The organism is Pseudomonas sp. CFBP13509, from assembly GCF_005233485.1.
In the GTDB taxonomy this organism is placed as follows: domain Bacteria; phylum Pseudomonadota; class Gammaproteobacteria; order Pseudomonadales; family Pseudomonadaceae; genus Aquipseudomonas; species Aquipseudomonas marginalis.
The window spans coordinates 24,806-46,113 of sequence record NZ_QGAA01000021.1; the positions used below are offsets into that span (position 1 = coordinate 24,806).

Genomic DNA, 21,308 nt, shown 5'->3' on the forward strand with positions numbered 1-21,308 from the left:
CGTCTCATTCTGCACAGGCATACCGTCCCGGCACAACCGCACGGCACTGCTCTGGATCAAGGCTTTGCCAGGTTTCATCGCACCTTGGCACAGGCTGTGCTGAACCGCTTGCAGCTGGCCGCAGCCAGCCTTTTGTGTGTCGAGACAACCTGGAGAACAACAAGATGTCCACCCACCTGTCCACCGATCAATTGCTGCATGCCTACACCGTGATGCGCACCATCCGTGATTTCGAAGAACGCCTGCATGTGGAATTCGCCACCGGCGAGATCCCCGGTTTCGTGCACCTGTATGCCGGCCAGGAAGCCAGCGCAGCGGGGGTCATGGCCCACCTCAACGATGAAGATTGCATCGCCTCAAACCACCGTGGCCATGGCCATTGCATCGCCAAGGGCGTGGATGTGTTCGGCATGATGGCCGAGATCTACGGCAAGAAAACCGGCGTGTGCGGAGGCAAGGGCGGCTCCATGCACATCGCCGACCAGGAGAAGGGCATGCTCGGCGCCAACGGCATTGTCGGGGCGGGTGCGCCGTTGGCGGCGGGCGCCGCGCTGGCCTCCAAGCTCAAGGGCAGCCAGGGCGTGGCGGTCGCATTTTTCGGCGACGGCGGCTCCAACGAGGGCGCGGTGTTCGAGGCGATGAACCTGGCGTCGATCATGAAACTGCCGTGCCTGTTCGTTGCCGAGAACAACGGCTATGCCGAGGCCACCGGTTCCGGCTGGTCGGTGGCGTGCAAGGACATTGCCGAGCGGGCGGTGGGCTTCGGCATGCCGGGGGTGATTGTCGATGGCAATGACTTCTTTGCCGTACACGCGGCGTTGGGCGTGGCCGTGGAGCGTGCACGCAAAGGCGACGGGCCGACCTTGGTGGAAGTCAAGCTGAGTCGCTTCTACGGCCACTTCGAAGGCGATGCACAAACCTATCGTGGCCCGGACGAGGTGAAGAACCTGCGCGAATCCCACGACTGCCTCGCACTGTTCCGCCAGCGCTGCAATGCCGAAGGCTGGCTTGACGCGGCCCAATTCGAACGTATCGACGGCGAGGTCGCGCAGTTGATCGACGACGCCGTGCGCCTGGCCAAGTCCGATCCCAAGCCCCAGGCCGCCGACCTGCTCAGTGATGTCTACGTCGCCTACCGCTAATAACTACAAGACTCGGAGAGAATTTCATGGCTCGCAAAATCAGCTATCAGCAGGCAATCAACGAAGCCCTGGCCCAGGAAATGCGCCGCGACCAGAGCGTGTTCATTATCGGCCAGGACGTCTCCGGCGGCACCGGTTCCCCCGGCGAGCAGGACGCCTGGGGCGGTGTGCTCGGCGTGACCAAGGGCCTGTACCCGGAGTTTCCGGACCGCGTACTCGATGCGCCGTTGTCCGAAGTCGGCTACGTCGGCATGGCCGTCGGCGCCGCCACCCGTGGCATGCGCCCGGTGTGCGAATTGATGTTCGTCGACTTTATCGGCTGCTGCCTCGACCAGTTGCTCAACCAGGCCGCCAAGTTTCGCTACATGTTCGGCGGCAAGACCACCACGCCGCTGGTGGTGCGCGCCATGTACGGTGCCGGCCTGCGCGCCGCCGCCCAGCATTCGCAGATGCTCACCTCGATGTGGACGCACATTCCCGGCCTCAAGGTGGTGTGCCCGGCCACGCCGTATGACGCCAAGGGCATGCTGATCCAGGCGATCCGCGACAACGACCCGGTGATCTTCCTCGAACACAAGATGCTCTACAGCCTCCAAGGTGAGGTGCCGGAAGAGCTGTACACCGTGCCGTTCGGCGAAGCCAACTTTGTGCGCGAAGGCCGCGACGTGACCCTGGTGACCTACGGCCGCATGGTGCATATCGCCCTGGAAGCCGCCGCCAACCTGGCACGCCAGGGCATCGACTGCGAAGTGCTGGACCTGCGCACCACCAGCCCGCTGGACGAAGACAGCATCCTCGAGAGCGTGGAGAAAACCGGGCGCCTGGTGGTGATCGACGAGTCCAACCCGCGCTGTTCCATCGCCACCGACATCAGTGCGTTGGTGGCCCAGCAGGGCTTCTCGTTCCTGCGTGCGCCGATCGAGATGGTCACCGCGCCGCACACGCCGGTGCCGTTTTCCGATGCGCTGGAAGACCTGTACATCCCCAACGCCGCGAAGATCGAGGCCGCCGTGCTGAAGATCGCCGACAAGAGGAACGCCGCATGATCCATACCTTGACCATGCCCAAGTGGGGGCTGTCGATGACCGAAGGCCGCATCGACGTCTGGCTCAAGCAGCCCGGCGACCGGGTGGAGAAGGGCGAGGAAGTGCTGGACGTCGAGACCGACAAGATCTCCAGCAGTGTCGAGGCGCCGTTCAGTGGTGTGCTGCGCCGCGTGCTGGCGCTGAGCGACGAGACCTTGCCGGTGGGTGCGCTGCTGGGGATCGTGGTGGAAGGTGAGGCCAGCGAGGCGGAGATCGATGCGGTGATCGAAAGCTTCAACGCCGGGTTCGTCTCAAGCAGCGCCGAAGCCGAAGCCACCGGGCCGAGTGCGCAGAAGGTCGAGGTGGGCGGGCGCTTGCTGCGCTATCTCGACCTGGGCGACGGCGGTACGCCGCTGGTGCTGGTGCATGGCTTTGGCGGCGACTTGAACAACTGGCTGTTCAACCAACCGGCCCTGGCCGCCGAGCGCCGGGTGATCGCCGTGGATTTGCCGGGGCATGGCGAGTCGGGCAAGCATCTGCAAACCGGTGACGCCGAAGAGCTGAGCCAGGCCGTGCTGGCCTTGCTCGATCACCTCAAGCTCGAGCGCGTGCACCTGGCCGGGCACTCCATGGGCGGCTTGGTCAGCCTGACGCTTGCCGGCCAGGCGCCGGCGCGCGTTGCCTCACTGACCCTGATCGCCAGCGCCGGGCTGGGTGCGGACATCAATGGCGATTACTTGCAAGGTTTCACCGAAGCCAATAACCGTAACGCGCTCAAGCCGCAACTGATGCAACTGTTCAGCGACCCGGCGCTGGTGACGCGGCAGATGCTGGAGGACATGCTCAAGTTCAAGCGGTTGGAAGGGGTGGACCAGGCGCTTCGTCAGCTCAATGCCCAGTTGTTTGAGGATGGGCGCCAGCGCCTGGATTTGCGCAACGTAGTGGGGGAGCAACCGAGCCTGGTGATCTGGGGCAGTGACGATGCAATCATCCCGGCCGGCCATGCCCAGGGGCTGGAGGCCCAGGTGGAGATTCTGCCGGGGCAGGGGCATATGGTGCAGTTGGAGGCGGCGGAGCGGGTTAACCAACTAATCTCAACCTTCCTAAAATCCCAACCTTGAAATGCAATTCAATGTGGGAGGGGGCTTACCCCCGATTGCGGTAGTTCAGATACAGAGATGTTGACTGACCCATCGCCATCGGGGTGTAGCCCCCTCCCACATTTTCAGATGCATTTCAAAGTAAGTGCTTGAGGGTTTCGCTCGGCAGCTCTTTGAACAACGCTCGATAGCTGTTAGAGAACCGCCCCAAATGCCAGAACGACCAATTCATCGCCACCTCGGCCACGGTCGTTCCGGCACCGCTCAACAATTCCCGCCGTGCCCCGTTCAACCGGCGCAGGCGCAACCACTGCGCCGGGCTCATCCCGGTGTAGGTCTTGAACCCTTGTTGCAACTGGCGCAGCGGTACGCCGGCAATCCGCGCCAGTTCCAACAGGTTGACGTTTTCGTCCGGCGCATCCGCCGCCCACTCGCCTATGCGCGCCATCAACCGGCGTTCTTCACTGCGCTTTTGCAATGAGCTGCGATCCAGGCACACGCAGGCGTTGTCGAGGATGAACAGGCAGTCGTCGAGCAGTTGCTGAGTGAGGGAAACGGGGTCGATGACCGTGGACAAGCGCGTCAGGGTGCCACTCAGCCAGCGGCTGAACAGCGCGTTCTGCTGGCAGGTCAGCGGCGCCATGAACAGGCCTTCCAGCGTCTCCACATCCAGGCCGTGGCGCTGCACGAATTGCGGCCCGAACACCACCGCCACTTCGCGGTAGTTTTCCGGGGTGATCCAGGTGTTGCGGCTTTCGCCATTGAGCAGATACAGCGCGTTGTCGCTGCCATCGAAACAGAACGCCAGCGCGCCCGGCGGTGCGTTGAAGTGCTGCTCCACACGGGTGTTCATGCTCTCTTCGTACACCTGCACACCGTGCAGGTCGAGGTAGCGGACGCGCCCGGCAAAATGCCCCGGGGACATCTGCTGGTACTGCTGCACCCAACCGGGTGTCGCACGGCATTGGGCGGCCACATCAGCGGTGGTGAAGGCCTGTACGCGCAAAGCGGTTGCCTGGGTCATGGGTGATCCGTGCGCACTCTATTGGTGCGTTGTGCTGCGTGCAAAGTGGATAGATGGCCTGTGAAGGCTGGCCCAAGATAGACCTCAATGCGCCGCGAGTACAAGCCGGCGCAGCACCCACCCCATGATGAGGTCCTTATGAACGCCCCCTTCGATCAGCTGTCCGCCTGGCTGAAAGAACACAAGATTACCGAAGTCGAATGCGTGATCAGTGACTTGACTGGCATCGCACGCGGCAAGATTGCGCCCACCAACAAGTTCCTGCATGAGCGAGGCATGCGCCTGCCGGAGAGTGTGTTGCTGCAAACGGTAACCGGGGACTTTGTCGACGACGAGATCTACTACGACCTGCTGGACCCGGCCGACATCGATATGGTCTGCCGCCCGGTGGCCAACGCGACCTACGTGGTGCCGTGGGCCATCGAGCCCACCGCGATTGTGATCCACGACACCTTCGACAAGCATGGTAACCCCATCGAACTGTCGCCGCGCAACGTGCTGAAGAAAGTCCTGCAGCTTTACACCGACCGGGGCTGGCAGCCGATTGTCGCGCCGGAAATGGAGTTCTACCTGACCCAGCGCTGCGAAGACCCGGACCTGCCGCTGAAAACCCCGATTGGCCGCTCCGGGCGTGCCGAAACCGGGCGCCAGTCGTTTTCCATCGATGCCGCCAACGAGTTCGACCCGCTGTTCGAAGACGTCTACGACTGGTGCGAAGCCCAGGGCCTGGACCTCGATACGCTGATCCATGAAGACGGCCCGGCGCAGATGGAAATCAACTTCCGCCACGGCGATGCCCTCGACCTGGCCGACCAGATCACCGTGTTCAAACGCACCCTGCGCGAAGCCGCGCTCAAGCACAATGTGGCCGCCACCTTCATGGCCAAGCCGGTGGCCGACGAGCCCGGCAGCGCCATGCACCTGCACCAGAGCGTGGTGGAGATCGCCACAGGCAAGCCGGTGTTTGTCGACGCCGACGGCAACATGAGCCCGCTGTTCCTGCACCATATCGGCGGCCTGCAGAAGTACATCCCCAAGCTGTTGCCGATGTTCGCGCCCAACGTGAATTCGTTCCGCCGCTTCCTGCCGGACACCTCGGCGCCGGTCAATGTGGAGTGGGGCGAAGAAAACCGTACCGTCGGCCTGCGCGTGCCCACCTCGAGCCCGGATGCGATGCGCGTGGAAAACCGCCTGCCGGGCGCCGATGCCAATCCCTACCTGGCCATTGCCGCCAGCCTGCTGTGTGGCTACCTGGGGATGATCGAACAGATCGAACCCAGCGCCCCGGTAGAAGGCCGCGCCTATGAGCGCCGCAACCTGCGCCTGCCGTTCACCCTCGAAGACGCCCTGGCGCGGATGGAGGACTGCGACACGGTCAAGCAGTACCTGGGCGACAAGTTCGTGCGCGGCTACGTCGCGGTCAAGCGCGCCGAGCACGAGAATTTCAAGCGGGTGATCAGTTCCTGGGAGCGTGAGTTCCTGCTGTTGAGCGTCTAAAAAACACAAAAGGGGTATCGATATGCGTCTTGTGAACAAGCTTCTTCCGCTGGCCCTGGTGGCCGCGTTCAGCGGTGCCGGCCAAGCCGCGCCGACGGTGAGCGTCTACAACTGGACCGACTATATCGGCGAGACCACCCTGGCGGATTTCCAGGCCAAGACCGGGATCAAGGTGATCTACGACGTGTTCGATTCCAACGAAACCCTGGAGGGCAAGTTGCTCGCCGGTCGCACCGGCTATGACGTGGTGGTGCCCTCCAACCACTTCCTGGCGCGCCAGGTAAAGGCCGGCGCGTTCCTCAAGCTCGACCGTTCGCAGTTGCCCAACTTCAAGAACCTCGACCCCAAGCTGCTCAAGCTGCTGGAGAAAAACGACCCGGGCAATGCGCACTCGGTGCCGTACCTGTGGGGTACCAACGGCATCGGCTACAACGTCGACAAGGTCAAACAGGTGTTGGGTATCGATCATATCGATTCCTGGGCGGTGCTGTTCGAACCGGAGAATCTCAAGAAGCTCAACCAGTGCGGCGTGGCCTTCCTCGACTCGGCGGATGAGCTGTTCCCGGCGATCCTCAACTACATGGGCAAGGACCCGCGCAGTGAGAACCCCGAGGACTACCAGCAGGCCGAGGCCAAGCTGTTGACGCTGCGGCCGTACATCACCTACTTCCATTCCTCCAAGTACATTTCGGACCTGGCCAACGGCGATATCTGCGTGGCGTTCGGTTATTCCGGTGATGTATTCCAGGCCGCCAACCGCGCCAAGGAAGCCAGGAACGGCGTGAATATCGCCTACTCGATTCCCAAGGAAGGCTCCAACCTGTGGTTCGACCTGCTGGCGATCCCGGCCGATGCGAGTCACCCGAAAGAGGCCCATGCCTTCATCAACTACCTGCTCGACCCTGAAGTGATCGCCAAGGTCAGCGCCTCGGTCGGTTACGCCAATGCCAACCCGGCCGCCAAGGCCTTTATGGACCCTGAACTGGTGAATAACCCCGAGGTGTACCCGCCGCAGGAAGTGCTCGATAAACTCTATATTTCCACCACGCCGACTCCGGCGACCATGCGCCTGATGACCCGCGCCTGGAGCAAAGTGAAGACCAACAAATGATCCCATCCAGCGACCACGCCCGTTCCTGCTACCTTGCGTCGGCGAATGCCATGCCGGAGCGCCCGGCACTGGGCGCCGACCTGAGCGCCGATGTGTGTGTGATCGGCGCTGGTTTTACCGGGGTCAACACCGCTATCGAACTGGCCCAGCGCGGGCTCTCGGTGATCCTGCTGGAGGCCCGGCGTATCGGCTGGGGCGCCAGCGGGCGCAATGGCGGGCAGTTGATTCGCGGGATCGGCCACGATGTGTCGGGGTTCGCCAAGTACGTGGGCGAGGAGGGCGTGCGTTACCTGGAACGGGCCGGGATCGAATCGGTGGCCCTGGTGGGCGAGCGCATTCGCGAGCACGGGATCGACTGCGACTTGCGCTGGGGATTTGCCGAGCTGGCCAACACCCCGGCGCAGTTCGCTGCGTTCAAGGGCGAGCAGGACAGCCTGGCGCGCCTGGGTTATGTGCATGAAACCCGCCTGGTGGGCCCGCAGGACATCCGCGACGTAGTGGATTCGACGCAGTATGCCGGCGCCTTGGTGGACATGGGCTCCGGGCACCTGCACCCGCTGAACCTGGTGCTCGGCGAGGCGCAGGTGGCCGAGTCCCTTGGGGTGCGGATCTTTGAACACACCGAAGTGCTGGAACTGATCCACGGCGACACGGTGCAGGTGCGTTGCGCTGGCGGCACGGTGCGGGCCGCCAGCCTGGTATTGGCCTGCAATGCGCACCTGGAGGAACTGGAACCGCGCCTGAGCGGCAAGGTGCTGCCGGCGGGCAGCTACATCATCGCCACCGAACCGCTGTCGGTTGCACAGGCCAATCAGTTGATCCCGCAGAACCTGGCGCTGTGCGACCAGAAAGTCGGCCTGGATTACTACCGGTTGTCCGCCGACCGTCGCCTGTTGTTCGGCGGCGCCTGCCATTACTCGGGGCGCGATCCCAAAGACATCGCGGCCTATATGCAGCCCAAGATGCTCAAGGTGTTCCCGCAATTGGCCGACACCGCCATCGCGTTCCAGTGGGGCGGCAGGATCGGCATCACCGCCAACCGTTTCCCCCAGGTCGGGCGGCTCAAGCAATACCCGAACGTGTTCTACGCCCAGGGCTATTCCGGGCATGGGCTCAACGTGACCCACTGGTGCGCGCGGCTGCTGGCCGAAGGCATACACGCGGGCCACAGCCAGGGCCTGGATATTTTCAGCCAGGTGCCGCACATGACCTTTCCCGGCGGCAAGGCGTTGCGCTCGCCGCTGCTGGCGTTGGGAATGGCGTGGCATCGCTTGCGGGAATTGATGCATTGAAGTCCGGGGCGTGGCAGGCTGTGCACGAGGTTTTCCTACGACTTTTGGAGATTTAGCGTGCCAACAGCATCTGCAGTGATTGAAATCCCGGTATCGGCCGAGACGGTCTGGCACTTGGTGGGTGGCTTCAACAGCCTGCCGGACTGGCTTCCGTTTATCGCCAAGAGCGAGCCCGGTGAAGGTGGCCGCGTGCGCCATCTGACGACCGCCAATGGGGGGGTGATCGTCGAGCGTTTGCAGACCTTCGATAACGTCGGGCGTACTTACAGCTACACCATTGAAGAGTCGCCGTTTCCGGTGAGTGCCTATCTTGCGACCGTGCAGGTTGAGGCGTTGAGTGATTCGTCGGCGAAAGTGACCTGGTCCGGTGTGTTTACCCCCGCGGCGGGTACTACGGAGGCGGCGGTGGAAGAGCTGTTTGCCGGGATGTACAAAGGCGGGGTCGAGGCGTTGCGCGCCAACTTCCCGGCCTGATTCGTTCTACCCGGCAATGCAAGACTAATGTGGGAGGGGCGATAGCTATCTTCACAACTTTCAGAGACTGGCGAGTTGCCCTGTGGTGAGCGGGCTTGTCGAATCGTCGCACCGCCCGCGTTGGGCTGCGCAGCAGACCCAAAACCAGGCGCTGCGGTTTACCTGACAGAACACAGGGAGCCTGATTGGGGCTGCTTCGCAGCCCAGCGCGGGGCAAGCCCGCTCACCACAGTTACAGTGTTCCTCCTTAACTGACTGGCATTGGGGCAAGCCCCCCTCCCACAGTTTGACCTCACTGGCTTATGGATCAGGCTTCGGGCATCAGCTGCTGGCGACACTCCAGCACCAGGCGCGCGCCGCCTTGCTCGCTGGTGCCGACTTCCAGCTTGAACCCATGCAGGTTGATGATCGCCGCCACGATCGACAAACCCAACCCAAACCCGCCTTGCTGGTCGCCTTCATCCACCCGATAAAAGCGCTGGAACACCGCATCGCGTTCCGCCGCCGGTATGCCGGGCCCGGAGTCGTGCACTTCGATGCGCGTGCTGCCGGCATCGTTGAGTCCCCGCAGGATCACTGCGCCGCCCGCTGGAGAGAACTTGATGGAGTTGCTCAGCAGGTTGGCCAGGGCTTCGAACAACAGGGCGCGGTCGCCGGTGATCCATGGCAGGGACTCGGGGACTTCGAGTCGCAACTGCAATTCGCCTTCCTCGGCCAGGGGCAGGTAGAAGTCATGCAACTCGCGCAGCAGCGGCAGCGGGTCCATGACCAGGAAACCGGAACGGCGCTGGTGGTCTTCCAGCTCGGAGATACGCAGCAGCCCGCGAAAGCGCGCCATCAGGGTGTCGGTCTCGGCGATGGCGTCGTCCAGTTTCACCGCGTAGCCGGAGTCCTGCTCGGCCTCCTGGCGGATGCGGTAGAGCTGCGCGCGCAGGCGGGTCAATGGGGTGCGCAGGTCGTGGGCGATGTTGTCGCACACGCCCTTGACCTCGTTCATCAGCTTCTCGATGCGATCGAGCATGGCGTTGACGATGGCCGCGAGCATGTCCAGTTCGTCACGCCGGTTGGACAGCGGCAAGCGGTGGGTGAGGTCGCCGGCGACGATGGCTTCGGCGCTGGCCTGGATCCCGCGGATCCGGCGCAGCGGGCGGCGACGCAACAGATGCCAGCCGGCGGCGCCGGGGATAATGGTCAGGGACAGCGCCCATAGCAGGGCATGCCAGATGATCCGCGTCACCCCGAACAGCGAGCCATTGGCGCGCACCAGTACCAGCCAGCGGCCGTCGTCGGTATGGCTGGCGACGGCGTCGCAGCTGTCCTTGGGCAGTTTGGGGTCGTCGGAGTCGACGCAATTGGCCAGGGCGTGGATCTTGCCGTCCAGCGGCAGGTCGGGGGGAATCGCGCGGATCGGCCCACTCAAGGGGCGGAACTGCTCATCGAACAGGCCGTAGGCGTCCACGCCCTTCATGTCGAAGGTCATGCTGGTGGTCAACGCTTCCACCAGTTCTTCGCCGTCGAAGCGCTGGAACAGGTGCTGGCGTTGCATCAGCGAATGGCGCGACAGGTCACTCAGGTAACCCGAGACCTCGTAATACAGCACCCCCATGAGGATGCAGCTCCAGGCCACGAACAACGAACTGTACAGCGCCAGCAAGCGGCTGCTGGATGAGCGCCAGCCCTTAGAGGGGTTCAGCAATGACATAACCGGAACCTCGTACCGTGCGGATCAGCGGCGGGAGGCCCGGTGGATCGATTTTCTTGCGCAGGCGGCCGATGTGCACGTCGATCAGGTTGGTGCCCGGGTCGAAGTGATAGCCCCAGACTTCCTCGAAGATCATCATCCGCGACAGGATCTGCCCGGTGTTGCGCATCAGGAATTCCAGCAGTTTGTATTCGGTGGGCAGCAGGCTCAGGGGCTGGTCGGCACGGCTGGCTTCGCGGCTGATCAGGTTCAGTTCCAGGTCGGCCACGCGCAGGGCGGTTTCGAATTCCTTGACCGTGCTTTTGCGGCGCAGCAGCACTTCGACGCGGGCGGCCATTTCGTCGGAGGCGAAAGGCTTGGTCAGGTAGTCATCACCGCCGGCGCGCAGGCCACGCACGCGCTCGTCGACGTCGGAGAGGGCGCTGATCATCAGGATCGGCGTCGATACGCCGATGGTGCGCAGGGTGGTGACGATGGCCAGGCCATCGAGTTCCGGCAGCATGCGGTCGAGGGTGATCAGATCGTAATCACCACTCACGGCGCGGACCAGGCCTTCGCGGCCGTTGTCCACCCAATCTACGTCCAGTCCATGGCTACTCAGCTCGGCGACGATCTCGCGGGCCGTTACGGCGTCATCCTCGATGGTCAAAATGCGGGTCATAGGATTACCTGGTGAGCGATTCACACTAGAAGTGGGGGCATTTTGCCAAGAAACGGCTGAACGCTTCCTAAATAAAACTTCATGTTGGCAAAACTGACACAACTTTCATGACGGGTACCGGCCGGGGAGCAATCTCCTCCCACAGGGAATGCATTACGCCCGCCTGCAACAATCATTTCTTGCAAGTTGCATGGTTCAGGCAAGTTCAATTTACTTAACCTGTTGAAATACAACGGATTTAATTTTAAGCGCGACTGGCATGCTGCCTGCACTGTCCCTTTTGAGAGTTGTAACACTATTTTTCCTGCCGGGAGCACCATAACAATGATCACATCGTCATCCACGCTGCAAGAGTCGAGCGCGCGCTCCGGGGTTTCCTGGGGGGCTATCTTTGCCGGGGCCGCTGCGGCGGCTGCGTTATCCCTGATTCTGGTATTGCTGGGCTTCGGCCTGGGTTTCTCGGCGGTGTCGCCGTGGGCCGACAGCGGCATCAGCGCCAAGGGGCTTGGCATTTCCACGATTGTCTGGCTGGCCTTTACCCAGATCGTCGCCTCGGGCCTGGGGGGTTACATCGCCGGCCGGTTGCGGGTGAAGTGGGCCAATATGCATGGCGATGAAGTGTACTTTCGCGACACCGCCCATGGTTTCCTGGCCTGGGCCGTCGCCACGCTGATCACTGCAGTGCTGGTGGTCGGTTCGGTCAGCAGTGTGGTCACCGGCGGCGTGAAAGCCGGTGCCAGCGTGGCAGCCGGTGCGGCCAGCGGTATCACCCAGGCCGCAGGCAGCGCAGCCAAAGGCGTCAACGGCGGCGATTTTGACTACTACGTCGACAGCCTGTTTCGTGACGATCGCCCGGTTGCCGTCAGTGATGACGCTGCCCATGGCGTGGTTGCGCGCATTTTTACCCGCACCCTGAGCAACGACGGCCAACTCGCCCCTGAAGACCGTGCCTACCTGGCCCAGTTGATCAGCCAGCGCACCAACCTCAGCCAGGCCGATGCCGAAGCGCGTATCGACAAAGTCTACGGCGACGCGCGTAAAGCCGTCGAAGACGCCAAGCTCAAGGCCAAGCAAGCCGCTGAAACGGCCGCCAAAGTCGCCGCTTATACCTCGCTGTGGACCTTTGTCGCCCTGTTGATCGGCGCCTTCTTTGCCAGCTTCGCTGCAACCTTTGGTGGCCGTCGCCGCGATGCCGTGGTGTACGTCGAAACCGAAACCTACGTTCGTTAATTCAAGGAGAACACCATGCGCTCATTACTTCTGTGGTTCCTCGGCGTGCCGATCCCGGTGATCATCCTGATCGCAATTTTCATGCACTGATCCCCGGCCTATCTCGGTCCATTGTGGGAGGGGGCTTGCTCCCGATAGCGGTGTATCAGTTGATGTTGCTGTCGACTGACACTCCGCTATCGGGGGCAAGCCCCCTCCCACATTTGATTTGCGGTGTTTGATAGTCAGTCATCAAACCCGACCTGCTCGTGAATCTCATCCACCTTCAACTCCAACCGATACGCCACGGCAATAAACAACGCCTGGCACAGGCACAAGGTGGCGCTCAATGAGCGGAAGGCAAACGACGAGCCTTCATTCACCAGCAGCACCGCGTTGGCCCGCTTGGCCAGGGGCGACAGGTTGCTGTCGGTGATGATCAGGGTCTTGGCCTGATGGTGCTGGGCGATCCGCAGGCAGTGCTGGGTCTCTTTGCCGTAGGGCGTGAAGCTGATGGCGATCACCAGGTCATTGGCGCGCACGCTGCGCATCTGCTCGCGATAGCTGCCGCCCAAACCGGAAATCAGGTGGATGCGCTTGTTGGTGTGCTGCAGGTTGTAGACCAGATAATCGGCCACCGCGAACGACCGGCGCACCCCAACCACGTAGATATTGTCGGCGTTGACCACCAGGTCGACGGCCTTGTCGAAGGCCACATCATCCAGTTCCAGCCCCAGGCGCTCGATACCCGAGAGGGTCGCGTTGACGCACTCGCGGGCCAGGTCGCCGCCGCTGGCTTTCTGCGACTTGTTGGCGATCATGCTGCGGATGCGCTGCTGGTAGTTCTGCACCGGTGTGGTCTTGTGGGTGTAGGCCTCGCGAAACAGCGCCTGCATCTCACTGAACCCACTGAAGCCGAAACGCTGGGAAAACCGCACGATCGCCGAGGGGTGCACTTCGCATTCGCGGGCGATGTCGCTGATGCGGTCGACCATGATCCGGTCGCTCTGCTGGCTCATGTAGCTGGCGATGCGCTTGAGCTGGCGCGGCAGGCTTTCGTACTCGTCGGTGATCAGCTGCAACAGGCGTTCGGCATTGATCGGAGGGCTGGCGATGGTGTCTTCCAGGGTGGTCTCGGGATCGGTGCGGGACATGGGCAATCCTTCTGGCGTGTTCTTCTGATGCGCTGGTGGGTGGCGCAAGTCTACAGGGTAGGCGTAAAAAAATACCCCGGCATCACGGCCCGCGTGGCCTGCTGAAACGATGCACGGCAGCTGGCATGCCCCTATGCTGACGTATTGGAAAAAATATTCCACTAAAAATAATTCTGGAATAAATATTGATTGCCGCCGCCGGACGTTCTAGTCTGCTCCCACCAAGAGCGTTTGCCGTCGCCACGACGGCACAACGCAGGCTGATAAAAATAACAGGAGCCAGCATGGGCCAGACTCGTTTTGCCAGTGGGCGTCAATTGGATCTGATTTGCCTCGGGCGCCTGGGCGTCGACCTCTACGCACAGCAAGTAGGTGCGCGGCTTGAGGACGTGTCCAGCTTCGCCAAATACCTCGGCGGTTCCTCCGCCAATATCGCGTTCGGCACTGCCAGGCTGGGGCTCAAGTCGGCAATGTTGAGCCGGGTGGGGGACGACCATATGGGCCGTTTCCTGATGGAATCCCTGGCCCGCGAAGGCTGCGATGTCAGCGGCATCAAGGTCGACCCGGAACGCCTCACCGCCATGGTGCTGCTGGGCCTCAAGGACCGCGAAACCTTCCCGCTGGTGTTCTACCGCGAAAACTGCGCCGACATGGCCCTGCGCGCCGAAGACGTCAACGAAGCCTTTATTGCCTCGAGCAAAGCCTTGTTGATCACCGGCACGCATTTCTCCACCGACGGCGTGTACAAGGCCAGCATCCAGGCCCTGGACTATGCGGCCAAGCACAACGTCAAGCGCGTGCTGGATATCGACTACCGCCCCGTGTTGTGGGGCCTGGCGGGCAAGGCCGACGGCGAAACCCGGTTTGTCGCCGACCAGAACGTCAGCCAGCATGTGCAGAAAATCCTGCCGCGTTTCGACCTGATCGTCGGCACCGAAGAAGAGTTTTTGATTGCCGGCGGCAGCGAAGATCTGCTCACCGCCTTGCGCACCGTGCGTGAACTGACCCCGGCGACCCTGGTGGTCAAGCTCGGCCCGCAAGGCTGCACGGTGATCCACGGTGCAATCCCGGCGCGCCTGGAAGAGGGCGCCATCTACCCTGGCGTGCGGGTTGAAGTGCTTAACGTGCTGGGCGCCGGCGATGCCTTTATGTCGGGCTTCCTCAGCGGCTGGATCAATGACGCCAGCGATGAGCGTTGCAGCCAGTTGGCCAATGCCTGCGGTGGTCTCGTGGTCTCGCGCCACGCCTGTGCGCCGGCCATGCCGACCCCGGCCGAACTGGATTACCTGTTCAACAGCCCGGTGCCGATCACCCGGCCTGACCAGGACGCGACCCTGCAACGCCTGCACCGCGTCACCGTGCCGCGCAAGGCCTGGAAGCAGCTGTTCATCTTTGCCTTCGATCACCGCTGGCAACTGGTGGAACTGGCGCAACGCGGCGGCCAGGACCTGACCCGGATCAGCGAGATCAAGCAGCTGTTTATCCAGGCCATCGAACGCGTGGAGAAAAAGCTCGCCGAGCAGGGCGTCGAGGCCGATGTGGGCCTGTTGGCCGACCAGCGCTTCGGCCAGGACGCGCTCAATGCCGCCAGCGGTCGCGGCTGGTGGATCGCGCGTCCGGTGGAGGTGCAGAACTCGCGGCCCCTGGCGTTCGAACATGGCCGCTCGATCGGCAGCAACCTGATTGCCTGGCCCCAGGAACAGATCATCAAGTGCCTGGTGCAATACCACCCCGACGACGAGCCCATGTTGCGCCTGGAACAGGAAGCGCAGCTCAAGGCGGTGTACGAGGCTTCGGTGACCAGCGGCCATGAGCTGCTGCTGGAAGTCATCCCGCCCAAGGATCATCCGTCCACTTACCCGGACGTGCTCTATCGCAGCCTCAAGCGCCTGTACAACCTGGGTATCTACCCGGCGTGGTGGAAAATCGAGGCACAGTCGGCCGAGGACTGGACAAAGCTCGACGAACTGATCCAGGAACGCGACCCGTACTGCCGTGGCGTGGTGTTGCTGGGCCTGAACGCCTCGGCCGAATGCCTGTCCGCCGGCTTCCAGCAAGCCAGCCAGAGCAGCACCTGCCGTGGGTTTGCCGTGGGCCGCACGATTTTCCAGGAGCCGAGCCGTTTGTGGATGGCGGGGGAGATCGATGATGAGACGTTGATCCAGCAGGTCCAGGCGACCTTTGAGCAGTTGATCAACGCCTGGCGCAGTGCCCGAGGCTGAACCAAGTTCTTAATTTGAAATGCAATCCAATGTGGGAGGGGCTTGCCCCCTCCCACAGAAAGCAGATCTCAGTGATACCAGAAAATAATAAAGGTGCAGCCATGCCCGCAATCCGAATTGGCATCAACCCGATCTCCTGGAGCAACGACGACCTTCCGGCCCTCGGCGGTGAAACCCCGCTGAGCACCGCCCTGAGCGAAGGCAAGGAAATCGGCTACGAAGGTTTCGAGCTCAACGGCAAATTCCCCAAGGACGCCAAGGGCGTCGGCGACGTCCTGCGCCCCTATGACCTGGCGCTGGTCTCCGGCTGGTACTCCAGTCGCCTGGCCCGTCGCTCGGTGGCCGAAGAAATCGAAGCCATCGCCGGCCACGTCGAACTGCTGAAACAAAACGGCGCCAAGGTGCTGGTGTACGGCGAGGTGGCCGATTCGATCCAGGGCTCGCGCATTCGCCTGATCGAGCGTCCTCGGTTTCAGAGTGAACAGGCCTGGCAGGACTACGCCGACAAACTCACGGAGCTGGCGCGTTTCACCCTGTCCCAGGGCGTGCGCCTGGCGTACCACCATCATATGGGCGCGTATGTCGAATCGCCTGAAGACATCGATCAGTTGATGGGCCGTACCGGGCCGGAAGTCGGCCTGCTGTTCGATTCGGGCCACTGCTATATGGGCGGCGGCGAACCCATCGAGGTGTTGCGCAAGCATATCGACCGCGTCTGCCACGTGCATTTCAAGGACGTGCGCAAAGCCGTGGTGCAACTGGCGCGCAACCAGATGTGGAGCTTCCCCGATTGCATCGTCAACGGCACCTTCACCGTGCCCGGGGATGGCGATATCGATTTTGCCGAGTTGCTCGATGTGCTGATGGCCGCGAAATACGCGGGCTGGCTGGTGGTAGAAGCCGAGCAGGATCCGGCCGTGGCGCCCAGCTACGTCTATGCGAAAAAGGGCTATGACACATTGCGTGCGCTTCTCGATGAGAGGACCCAACCATGAGCTTGCTGGTAAAGAGCAGTAAACGCGGACAAACCATGGTCGCCCTGGAAGAGGGCCGCCTGGAATACGTAGGCTTTGCCGCCTACCGCCTGAGCCTTGGCGAAACATTGCCGGTGACTGCCGGCGATCAGGAGCTGTGCCTGGTGCTGCTCAGCGGTCGGGTCAATATCGAAGGCGAGGGCTTCAACTGGCAGAACCTCGGTGATCGCCAGTCGGTGTTCGAGGACAAATCGCCGTTCGCCGCCTATCTGCCGCCGGGTACCGATGCCCAGGTCACGGCGTTGAGCGACGTGCAGATTGCCGTGTGCGCCGCACCGGGTGCTCCGGGTTTCGAGCCACGCCTGATCCGTCCTGAACAGTGCAAGCGCAGCGTACGCGGCAAAGGCGCCAATACCCGCTACGTGTGCGACATCCTGCCGGATACCGACCCGGCCCATTCGCTGCTGGTGGTGGAAGTGCGCACGCCGTCCGGGCATTCGTCGAGCTACCCGCCGCACAAGCACGACACCGACGACCTGCCGCACCAGAGCTTTCTTGAAGAGACCTACTACCACCAGATCAACCCGCCCCAGGGCTTCGTGTTCCAACGGGTGTACACCGACGACCGCAGCATCGACCAGGCCATGGCCGTGGAAAACAGTGATCTGGTGGTGGTGCCCAAGGGCTATCACCCGGTCAGCGTGCCGTATGGCTACGAGTCTTACTACCTGAACGTGATGGCGGGCCCCAAGCGCGCCTGGCATTTCCACAACGACCCGCAGCACAGCTGGCTGCTGGACCTCTAAAACGGTTTGGACGGAGAACAATAACAATGAAGTCGCCTCTACGCTTTGCCCTCAACCGTATGGTCGCGCCCAACCTGTCCCTGCCGGATTTCATCCAGCTGGCCGTGGCCTTGAAATGCGATGCCATCGAGATTCGCAACGACCTCAAGGATCGCCAGATCGAATACGGCACCCCGGCCGGCCGCGTGCGCGAATTGTGCGCGGCCCAGGGCATCACGGTGCTGTCGATCAACGCGCTGTACCCCTTTGATGTGTGGAATGACGAGCGCCGCGCCCAGGCGATAGCGCTCGCCACCTATGCCCGCGAATGTGGTGCGCAAGGCTTGGTGATGTGCCCGTTCAATGAACCCGGCGACACCCGCAACGAAGCCCAGCGCGCCGCCGGTTTGCGCACCGCGTTGAGCCAACTGGCGCCGATCCTGCGCGAGTACGGGATTCTCGGGTTTATCGAGCCCCTGGGCTTTGAAGAATGTGCCATGCGCCGCAAGCGCGTGGCGGTGGATGCGATCCAGTCCATCGGCGGCCTGGATGTATTCCGCCTGGTGCACGACACCTTCCACCACCACCTGGCCAGCGAGCATGAGTTCTTCCCGGAACTGACCGGGCTGGTGCATATCTCCGGCGTGGAAGATGCCGAGGCGCCGCTCAATTCGATCCGCGACGGCCACCGCGTGCTGGTGGGCGAGGGCGATATCCTCGGCAATACCGCGCAGATCGACACCTTGCTCAGCAGCGGTTACAGCGGCTACCTGTCGTTCGAACCGTTTGCGACAAGCGTGCACGAGCTGGCGGATATCCAGCAGGCCTTGGGGGCAAGCATCGCCCACCTGCAGAAACGATAAGGGGCGCGACATGACCACCACCCGACTGACCATGGCCCAGGCCCTGGTGAAGTTTTTGGATAACCAGTACATCGAAGTCGATGGCGTGCAGAGCAAGTTCGTCGCCGGCGTGTTCACTATTTTCGGCCACGGCAACGTGCTGGGCCTGGGTCAGGCCCTGGAACAGGACAGCGGCGACCTGGTGGTGCATCAGGGCCGTAACGAGCAGGGCATGGCCCATGCCGCCATCGGTTTTGCCAAGCAGCACTTGCGCCGCAAGATCTACGCCTGCACCGCCTCTGTCGGCCCAGGAGCGGCGAATATGCTCACCGCTGCGGCGACCGCCACTGCCAACCGTATCCCGTTGCTGTTGCTGCCCGGCGATGTCTACGCCAGCCGCCAGCCCGACCCGGTGCTGCAACAGATCGAGCAGTTCCACGACCTCAGCATCAGCACCAACGATGCCTTCCGTTCCGTGAGCAAATACTGGGACCGCATCAACCGCCCCGAGCAACTGATGACGGCGGCGATTCATGCCATGCGCGTGCTCACCGATCCCGCCGAAACCGGCGCGGTGACCCTGGCGCTGCCCCAGGACGTGCAGGCCGAAGCCTGGGATTACCCCGACTACTTCCTGCAAAAACGGGTGCACCGTATCGACCGCCGCCCGGCCACCGCCGCGATGATCGGCGATGGGTTGGCCGCCTTCCGGGGCAAGCGCAAACCGCTGATCATCTGCGGTGGCGGCGTGAAGTACTCCGGAGCGAATGCTGCCTTGCAAGCCTTTGCCGAGCGCTTTGATATTCCTTTCGCCGAAACCCAGGCGGGCAAGAGCGCGGTGGTCTCGAGCCATCCGCTGAATGTGGGCGGTATCGGTGAAACCGGCTGCCTGGCCGCCAACCTGCTGGCGCCCGAGGCCGACCTGATCATCGGCATCGGCACCCGTTACACCGACTTCACCACCTCGTCGAAATCGCTGTTCAAGCATGCCGAGGTGAAGTTTCTCAACCTCAATATCAGCCCCTGCGACGCCTTGAAACTCGACGGCGTGCAGGTGCTGGCCGACGCGAAGGTCGCCCTCGAAGCGCTGGCCGATGCTCTCGGTGATTACCGTTCCGGCTGGGGCGAGCAGATCGCCGACGCCAAGGCGCAACTGGACGCCGAAGTGGACCGTGTGCATCAGGTCGAGTACCACGGCGATGATTTTGTGCCGGAAGTCGACGACCACCTCGACCGCGCCGTGCTGCGTGAATTTATCGAACTGACCGGCTCATGCCTGACCCAGAGCCGGGTGCTCGGCGTCCTCAACCAGACCCTGGCCGACGACGCGATCATCGTCGCCGCGGCCGGCAGCCTGCCCGGCGACCTGCAGCGCGCCTGGCGCAGCAAGGGCGTCAACACCTACCACGTCGAGTACGGTTATTCATGCATGGGCTATGAGATCAATGCCGCCCTCGGCGTGAAGCTCGCCGAGCCCTCCAAGGAGGTCTATGCGCTGGTCGGCGATGGCTCCTACATGATGCTGCACTCGGAGCTGGCCACCTCGATCCAGGAACGCCGCAAGATCAACGTGGTGCTGCTCGACAACATGGCCTTCGGTTGCATCAACAACCTGCAGATCGGCAACGGCATGGACAGCTTCGGCACCGAGTTCCGCTACCGCAACCCCGAGAGCGGCAAGCTCGACGGCGGCCTGGTGCCGGTGGACTTCGCCATGAGTGCGGCGGCCTATGGCTGCAAGACCTACAAGGTCAGCACGGTGGAGCAGCTGGAGGCGGCCCTGGCCGATGCGCGCACGCAAAGCGTCTCGACCCTGATCGACATTAAGGTCCTGCCCAAGACCATGGTCCACGGCTACCTGTCGTGGTGGCGGGTGGGGGTGGCGCAGGTGTCCACCAGCGAGCGCACCAACGCGGCGGCGAAAAAACTCAATGAACACCTGGCCAAGGCCCGGCAGTACTAATAACTAGAGGAGCGTTTGTATGTCTTTGAAGCTTGGTGTAATCGGTACCGGCGCCATTGGCCGCGATCATATTCGTCGGTGCAGCCAGACCCTGCTCAACAGCCAGGTGGTGGCGGTGACCGACATCAACCTTGAGCAGGCCGCCAAGGTGGTCGCGGAGTTGAAGCTGGACGCCGAGGTGTACGCGGACGGCCATGGGCTGATCAACTCGCCGCAGGTCGAGGCGATCCTGGTCACGTCCTGGGGCCCGAGCCACGAGGAGTTCGTGCTCGCCGCCATCGCCGCCGGCAAACCGGTGTTCTGCGAGAAGCCCCTGGCGGTGACGGCCGAAGGCTGCCGCAAGATCGTCGACGCCGAAGTGGCCTACGGCAAGCGCCTGGTGCAAGTGGGCTTTATGCGCCCCTATGACGAAGGTTATCGCGCCCTCAAGGCGGTGATCGACAGCGGCCAGATCGGCGAGCCGTTGATGCTGCACTGCGCGCACCGTAACCCGACGGTGGGCGAGAACTACAAGACCGACATGGCGATCACCGACACCCTGATCCACGAGCTGGATGTCCTGCGCTGGCTGCTCAACGACGACTACGTGTCGGTGCAGGTGGTGTTCCCGCGCAAGACCAGCAAGGCCCTGGCCCATCTGCGCGACCCGCAGATCGTGCTGCTGGAAACCGCCAAGGGCACTCGTATCGACGTGGAAGTGTTTGTGAACTGCCAGTACGGCTACGACATCCAGTGCGAAGTGGTGGGGGAGACCGGCATCGCCAAATTGCCGGAGCCGTCCCAGGTACAGCTGCGCAGCGATGCCAAGCTGTCGAATGCGATCCTGATGGATTGGAAGGACCGTTTTATCGGGGCCTATGACGTGGAGTTGCAGGCCTTCATCGATAGCGTGCGTGCTGGTCAGGTCGGTGGGCCGTCGGCGTGGGATGGCTTTGCGGCGGCGGTAGCGGCGGATGCGTGTATCGAGGCCCAGGGCAGTGAGCAGATTGTGAAGGTCCGCCTGCCGGATCGCCCACACTTCTACGGCTAACACTCGGTCAATGTGGGAGGGTCAAGCCCTAATGCCACTCAGTTAAGGCTTTTTGTAGGAGCGAGCTTGCTCGCGAAAAACTCACAGGCGCCGCGTTCATT

18 protein-coding genes are annotated in these 21,308 nt (G+C 62.6%); 14 read left to right on the top strand and 4 right to left on the bottom strand.

All coding sequences use genetic code 11. The annotated features are described in order from the left end of the window. The first annotated feature begins 164 nt into the window (after nucleotides 1-164). From PspCFBP13509_RS26445 to PspCFBP13509_RS26455, 3 genes are read left to right on the top strand one after another with little or no spacing between them, the layout of a single operon-like run. Nucleotides 165-1,142, top strand: coding sequence for a thiamine pyrophosphate-dependent dehydrogenase E1 component subunit alpha (locus PspCFBP13509_RS26445; RefSeq protein WP_065927960.1), 978 nt, complete (start codon nucleotides 165-167; stop codon nucleotides 1,140-1,142). A 26-nt stretch (nucleotides 1,143-1,168) separates the two neighbouring features. After that, complete coding sequence (locus tag PspCFBP13509_RS26450) at nucleotides 1,169-2,188, top strand: alpha-ketoacid dehydrogenase subunit beta (protein WP_027606544.1); 1,020 nt, start codon at nucleotides 1,169-1,171, stop codon at nucleotides 2,186-2,188. After that, a complete protein-coding gene (locus tag PspCFBP13509_RS26455; RefSeq protein WP_137212901.1) occupies nucleotides 2,185-3,288 on the top strand; it encodes an acetoin dehydrogenase dihydrolipoyllysine-residue acetyltransferase subunit in 1,104 nt (367 codons plus the stop codon). The genes PspCFBP13509_RS26450 and PspCFBP13509_RS26455 overlap by 4 nt, the downstream gene beginning before the upstream one ends. Nucleotides 3,289-3,403: 115 nt before the next feature. Here PspCFBP13509_RS26455 and PspCFBP13509_RS26460 read toward each other — a convergent pair whose 3' ends face one another. Continuing rightward, nucleotides 3,404-4,291, bottom strand: a complete 888-nt coding sequence (locus tag PspCFBP13509_RS26460; RefSeq protein WP_137212902.1) for a helix-turn-helix domain-containing protein — start codon at nucleotides 4,289-4,291, stop codon at nucleotides 3,404-3,406. 138 nt (nucleotides 4,292-4,429) lie between these two features. Here PspCFBP13509_RS26460 and PspCFBP13509_RS26465 point away from each other — a divergent pair, with 138 nt between their 5' ends. The 4 genes from PspCFBP13509_RS26465 to PspCFBP13509_RS26480 are packed head-to-tail and all read left to right on the top strand — an operon-like array spanning nucleotide 4,430 to nucleotide 8,665. Next, entirely contained in the window at nucleotides 4,430-5,788 is a 1,359-nt protein-coding gene (locus tag PspCFBP13509_RS26465; RefSeq protein WP_065927979.1) for a glutamine synthetase family protein, read from the top strand. A 22-nt stretch (nucleotides 5,789-5,810) separates the two neighbouring features. Beyond that, nucleotides 5,811-6,899, top strand: coding sequence for a polyamine ABC transporter substrate-binding protein (locus PspCFBP13509_RS26470; protein ID WP_065927957.1), 1,089 nt, complete (start codon nucleotides 5,811-5,813; stop codon nucleotides 6,897-6,899). Beyond that, complete coding sequence (locus PspCFBP13509_RS26475) at nucleotides 6,896-8,191, top strand: NAD(P)/FAD-dependent oxidoreductase (RefSeq protein ID WP_137212903.1); 1,296 nt, start codon at nucleotides 6,896-6,898, stop codon at nucleotides 8,189-8,191. Before PspCFBP13509_RS26470 ends, PspCFBP13509_RS26475 begins: the two co-directional genes overlap by 4 nt. 57 nt (nucleotides 8,192-8,248) lie before the next feature. Further along, nucleotides 8,249-8,665: an SRPBCC family protein gene (locus tag PspCFBP13509_RS26480; protein WP_137212904.1), complete on the top strand. Its 417-nt coding sequence runs from the start codon at nucleotides 8,249-8,251 to the stop codon at nucleotides 8,663-8,665. Nucleotides 8,666-8,972: 307 nt separating this feature from the next. On the opposite strand, the gene PspCFBP13509_RS26485 is transcribed toward PspCFBP13509_RS26480, so the two are convergent. After that, complete coding sequence (locus PspCFBP13509_RS26485) at nucleotides 8,973-10,367, bottom strand: sensor histidine kinase (RefSeq protein WP_065927954.1); 1,395 nt, start codon at nucleotides 10,365-10,367, stop codon at nucleotides 8,973-8,975. Continuing rightward, nucleotides 10,345-11,028 carry a response regulator transcription factor gene (locus PspCFBP13509_RS26490; RefSeq protein ID WP_027606536.1) on the bottom strand — a complete coding sequence of 228 codons (684 nt, stop codon included), beginning with the start codon at nucleotides 11,026-11,028 and terminating at the stop codon, nucleotides 10,345-10,347. Before PspCFBP13509_RS26490 ends, PspCFBP13509_RS26485 begins: the two co-directional genes overlap by 23 nt. Nucleotides 11,029-11,352: 324 nt before the next feature. On the opposite strand from PspCFBP13509_RS26490, the gene PspCFBP13509_RS26495 reads away from it, so the two are divergent. Continuing rightward, nucleotides 11,353-12,258, top strand: coding sequence for a hypothetical protein (locus PspCFBP13509_RS26495; RefSeq protein ID WP_115486280.1), 906 nt, complete (start codon nucleotides 11,353-11,355; stop codon nucleotides 12,256-12,258). Nucleotides 12,259-12,482: 224 nt separating this feature from the next. Here the strand turns inward: PspCFBP13509_RS26495 and PspCFBP13509_RS26500 are convergent, their stop codons facing one another. Continuing rightward, nucleotides 12,483-13,391, bottom strand: coding sequence for a MurR/RpiR family transcriptional regulator (locus PspCFBP13509_RS26500; protein WP_010211026.1), 909 nt, complete (start codon nucleotides 13,389-13,391; stop codon nucleotides 12,483-12,485). Nucleotides 13,392-13,675: 284 nt separating this feature from the next. Here PspCFBP13509_RS26500 and PspCFBP13509_RS26505 point away from each other — a divergent pair, with 284 nt between their 5' ends. The 6 genes from PspCFBP13509_RS26505 (at nucleotide 13,676) to PspCFBP13509_RS26530 (ending at nucleotide 21,207) form a co-directional block, all read left to right on the top strand. Further along, nucleotides 13,676-15,613 (top strand): bifunctional 5-dehydro-2-deoxygluconokinase/5-dehydro-2-deoxyphosphogluconate aldolase, encoded by a 1,938-nt coding sequence (locus PspCFBP13509_RS26505; protein WP_065947721.1) that lies wholly within the window; start codon nucleotides 13,676-13,678, stop codon nucleotides 15,611-15,613. Between the two features lie 101 nt (nucleotides 15,614-15,714). After that, complete coding sequence (iolE, locus tag PspCFBP13509_RS26510) at nucleotides 15,715-16,608, top strand: myo-inosose-2 dehydratase (protein WP_065927951.1); 894 nt, start codon at nucleotides 15,715-15,717, stop codon at nucleotides 16,606-16,608. Then, the gene (iolB, locus tag PspCFBP13509_RS26515; RefSeq protein WP_065927950.1) at nucleotides 16,605-17,393 is read left to right on the top strand and encodes a 5-deoxy-glucuronate isomerase; all 789 of its coding nucleotides are present in this window, start codon (nucleotides 16,605-16,607) and stop codon (nucleotides 17,391-17,393) included. Before iolE ends, iolB begins: the two co-directional genes overlap by 4 nt. 26 nt (nucleotides 17,394-17,419) lie before the next feature. Next, nucleotides 17,420-18,235, top strand: a complete 816-nt coding sequence (locus PspCFBP13509_RS26520; RefSeq protein ID WP_065927949.1) for a TIM barrel protein — start codon at nucleotides 17,420-17,422, stop codon at nucleotides 18,233-18,235. Nucleotides 18,236-18,245: 10 nt separating this feature from the next. After that, the gene (gene iolD / locus PspCFBP13509_RS26525) at nucleotides 18,246-20,177 is read left to right on the top strand and encodes a 3D-(3,5/4)-trihydroxycyclohexane-1,2-dione acylhydrolase (decyclizing) (protein WP_065927948.1); all 1,932 of its coding nucleotides are present in this window, start codon (nucleotides 18,246-18,248) and stop codon (nucleotides 20,175-20,177) included. Nucleotides 20,178-20,196: 19 nt separating this feature from the next. Further along, nucleotides 20,197-21,207 (top strand): Gfo/Idh/MocA family protein, encoded by a 1,011-nt coding sequence (locus tag PspCFBP13509_RS26530; RefSeq protein ID WP_065947723.1) that lies wholly within the window; start codon nucleotides 20,197-20,199, stop codon nucleotides 21,205-21,207. Nucleotides 21,208-21,308 lie beyond the last annotated feature (101 nt).

Coding starts and splice junctions, on each gene's coding strand:
- PspCFBP13509_RS26520 (WP_065927949.1), top strand. CDS start 17,420: ATGAAGTCGCCTCTACGCTTTGCCCTCAACCGTATGGTCGCGCCCAAC.
- PspCFBP13509_RS26500 (WP_010211026.1), bottom strand. CDS start 13,391: ATGTCCCGCACCGATCCCGAGACCACCCTGGAAGACACCATCGCCAGC.
- iolB (WP_065927950.1), top strand. CDS start 16,605: ATGAGCTTGCTGGTAAAGAGCAGTAAACGCGGACAAACCATGGTCGCC.
- iolE (WP_065927951.1), top strand. CDS start 15,715: ATGCCCGCAATCCGAATTGGCATCAACCCGATCTCCTGGAGCAACGAC.
- PspCFBP13509_RS26465 (WP_065927979.1), top strand. CDS start 4,430: ATGAACGCCCCCTTCGATCAGCTGTCCGCCTGGCTGAAAGAACACAAG.
- PspCFBP13509_RS26495 (WP_115486280.1), top strand. CDS start 11,353: ATGATCACATCGTCATCCACGCTGCAAGAGTCGAGCGCGCGCTCCGGG.
- PspCFBP13509_RS26455 (WP_137212901.1), top strand. CDS start 2,185: ATGATCCATACCTTGACCATGCCCAAGTGGGGGCTGTCGATGACCGAA.
- PspCFBP13509_RS26445 (WP_065927960.1), top strand. CDS start 165: ATGTCCACCCACCTGTCCACCGATCAATTGCTGCATGCCTACACCGTG.
- PspCFBP13509_RS26530 (WP_065947723.1), top strand. CDS start 20,197: ATGTCTTTGAAGCTTGGTGTAATCGGTACCGGCGCCATTGGCCGCGAT.
- PspCFBP13509_RS26505 (WP_065947721.1), top strand. CDS start 13,676: ATGGGCCAGACTCGTTTTGCCAGTGGGCGTCAATTGGATCTGATTTGC.
- PspCFBP13509_RS26475 (WP_137212903.1), top strand. CDS start 6,896: ATGATCCCATCCAGCGACCACGCCCGTTCCTGCTACCTTGCGTCGGCG.
- PspCFBP13509_RS26485 (WP_065927954.1), bottom strand. CDS start 10,367: ATGTCATTGCTGAACCCCTCTAAGGGCTGGCGCTCATCCAGCAGCCGC.
- PspCFBP13509_RS26470 (WP_065927957.1), top strand. CDS start 5,811: ATGCGTCTTGTGAACAAGCTTCTTCCGCTGGCCCTGGTGGCCGCGTTC.
- PspCFBP13509_RS26490 (WP_027606536.1), bottom strand. CDS start 11,028: ATGACCCGCATTTTGACCATCGAGGATGACGCCGTAACGGCCCGCGAG.
- PspCFBP13509_RS26460 (WP_137212902.1), bottom strand. CDS start 4,291: ATGACCCAGGCAACCGCTTTGCGCGTACAGGCCTTCACCACCGCTGAT.
- PspCFBP13509_RS26450 (WP_027606544.1), top strand. CDS start 1,169: ATGGCTCGCAAAATCAGCTATCAGCAGGCAATCAACGAAGCCCTGGCC.
- iolD (WP_065927948.1), top strand. CDS start 18,246: ATGACCACCACCCGACTGACCATGGCCCAGGCCCTGGTGAAGTTTTTG.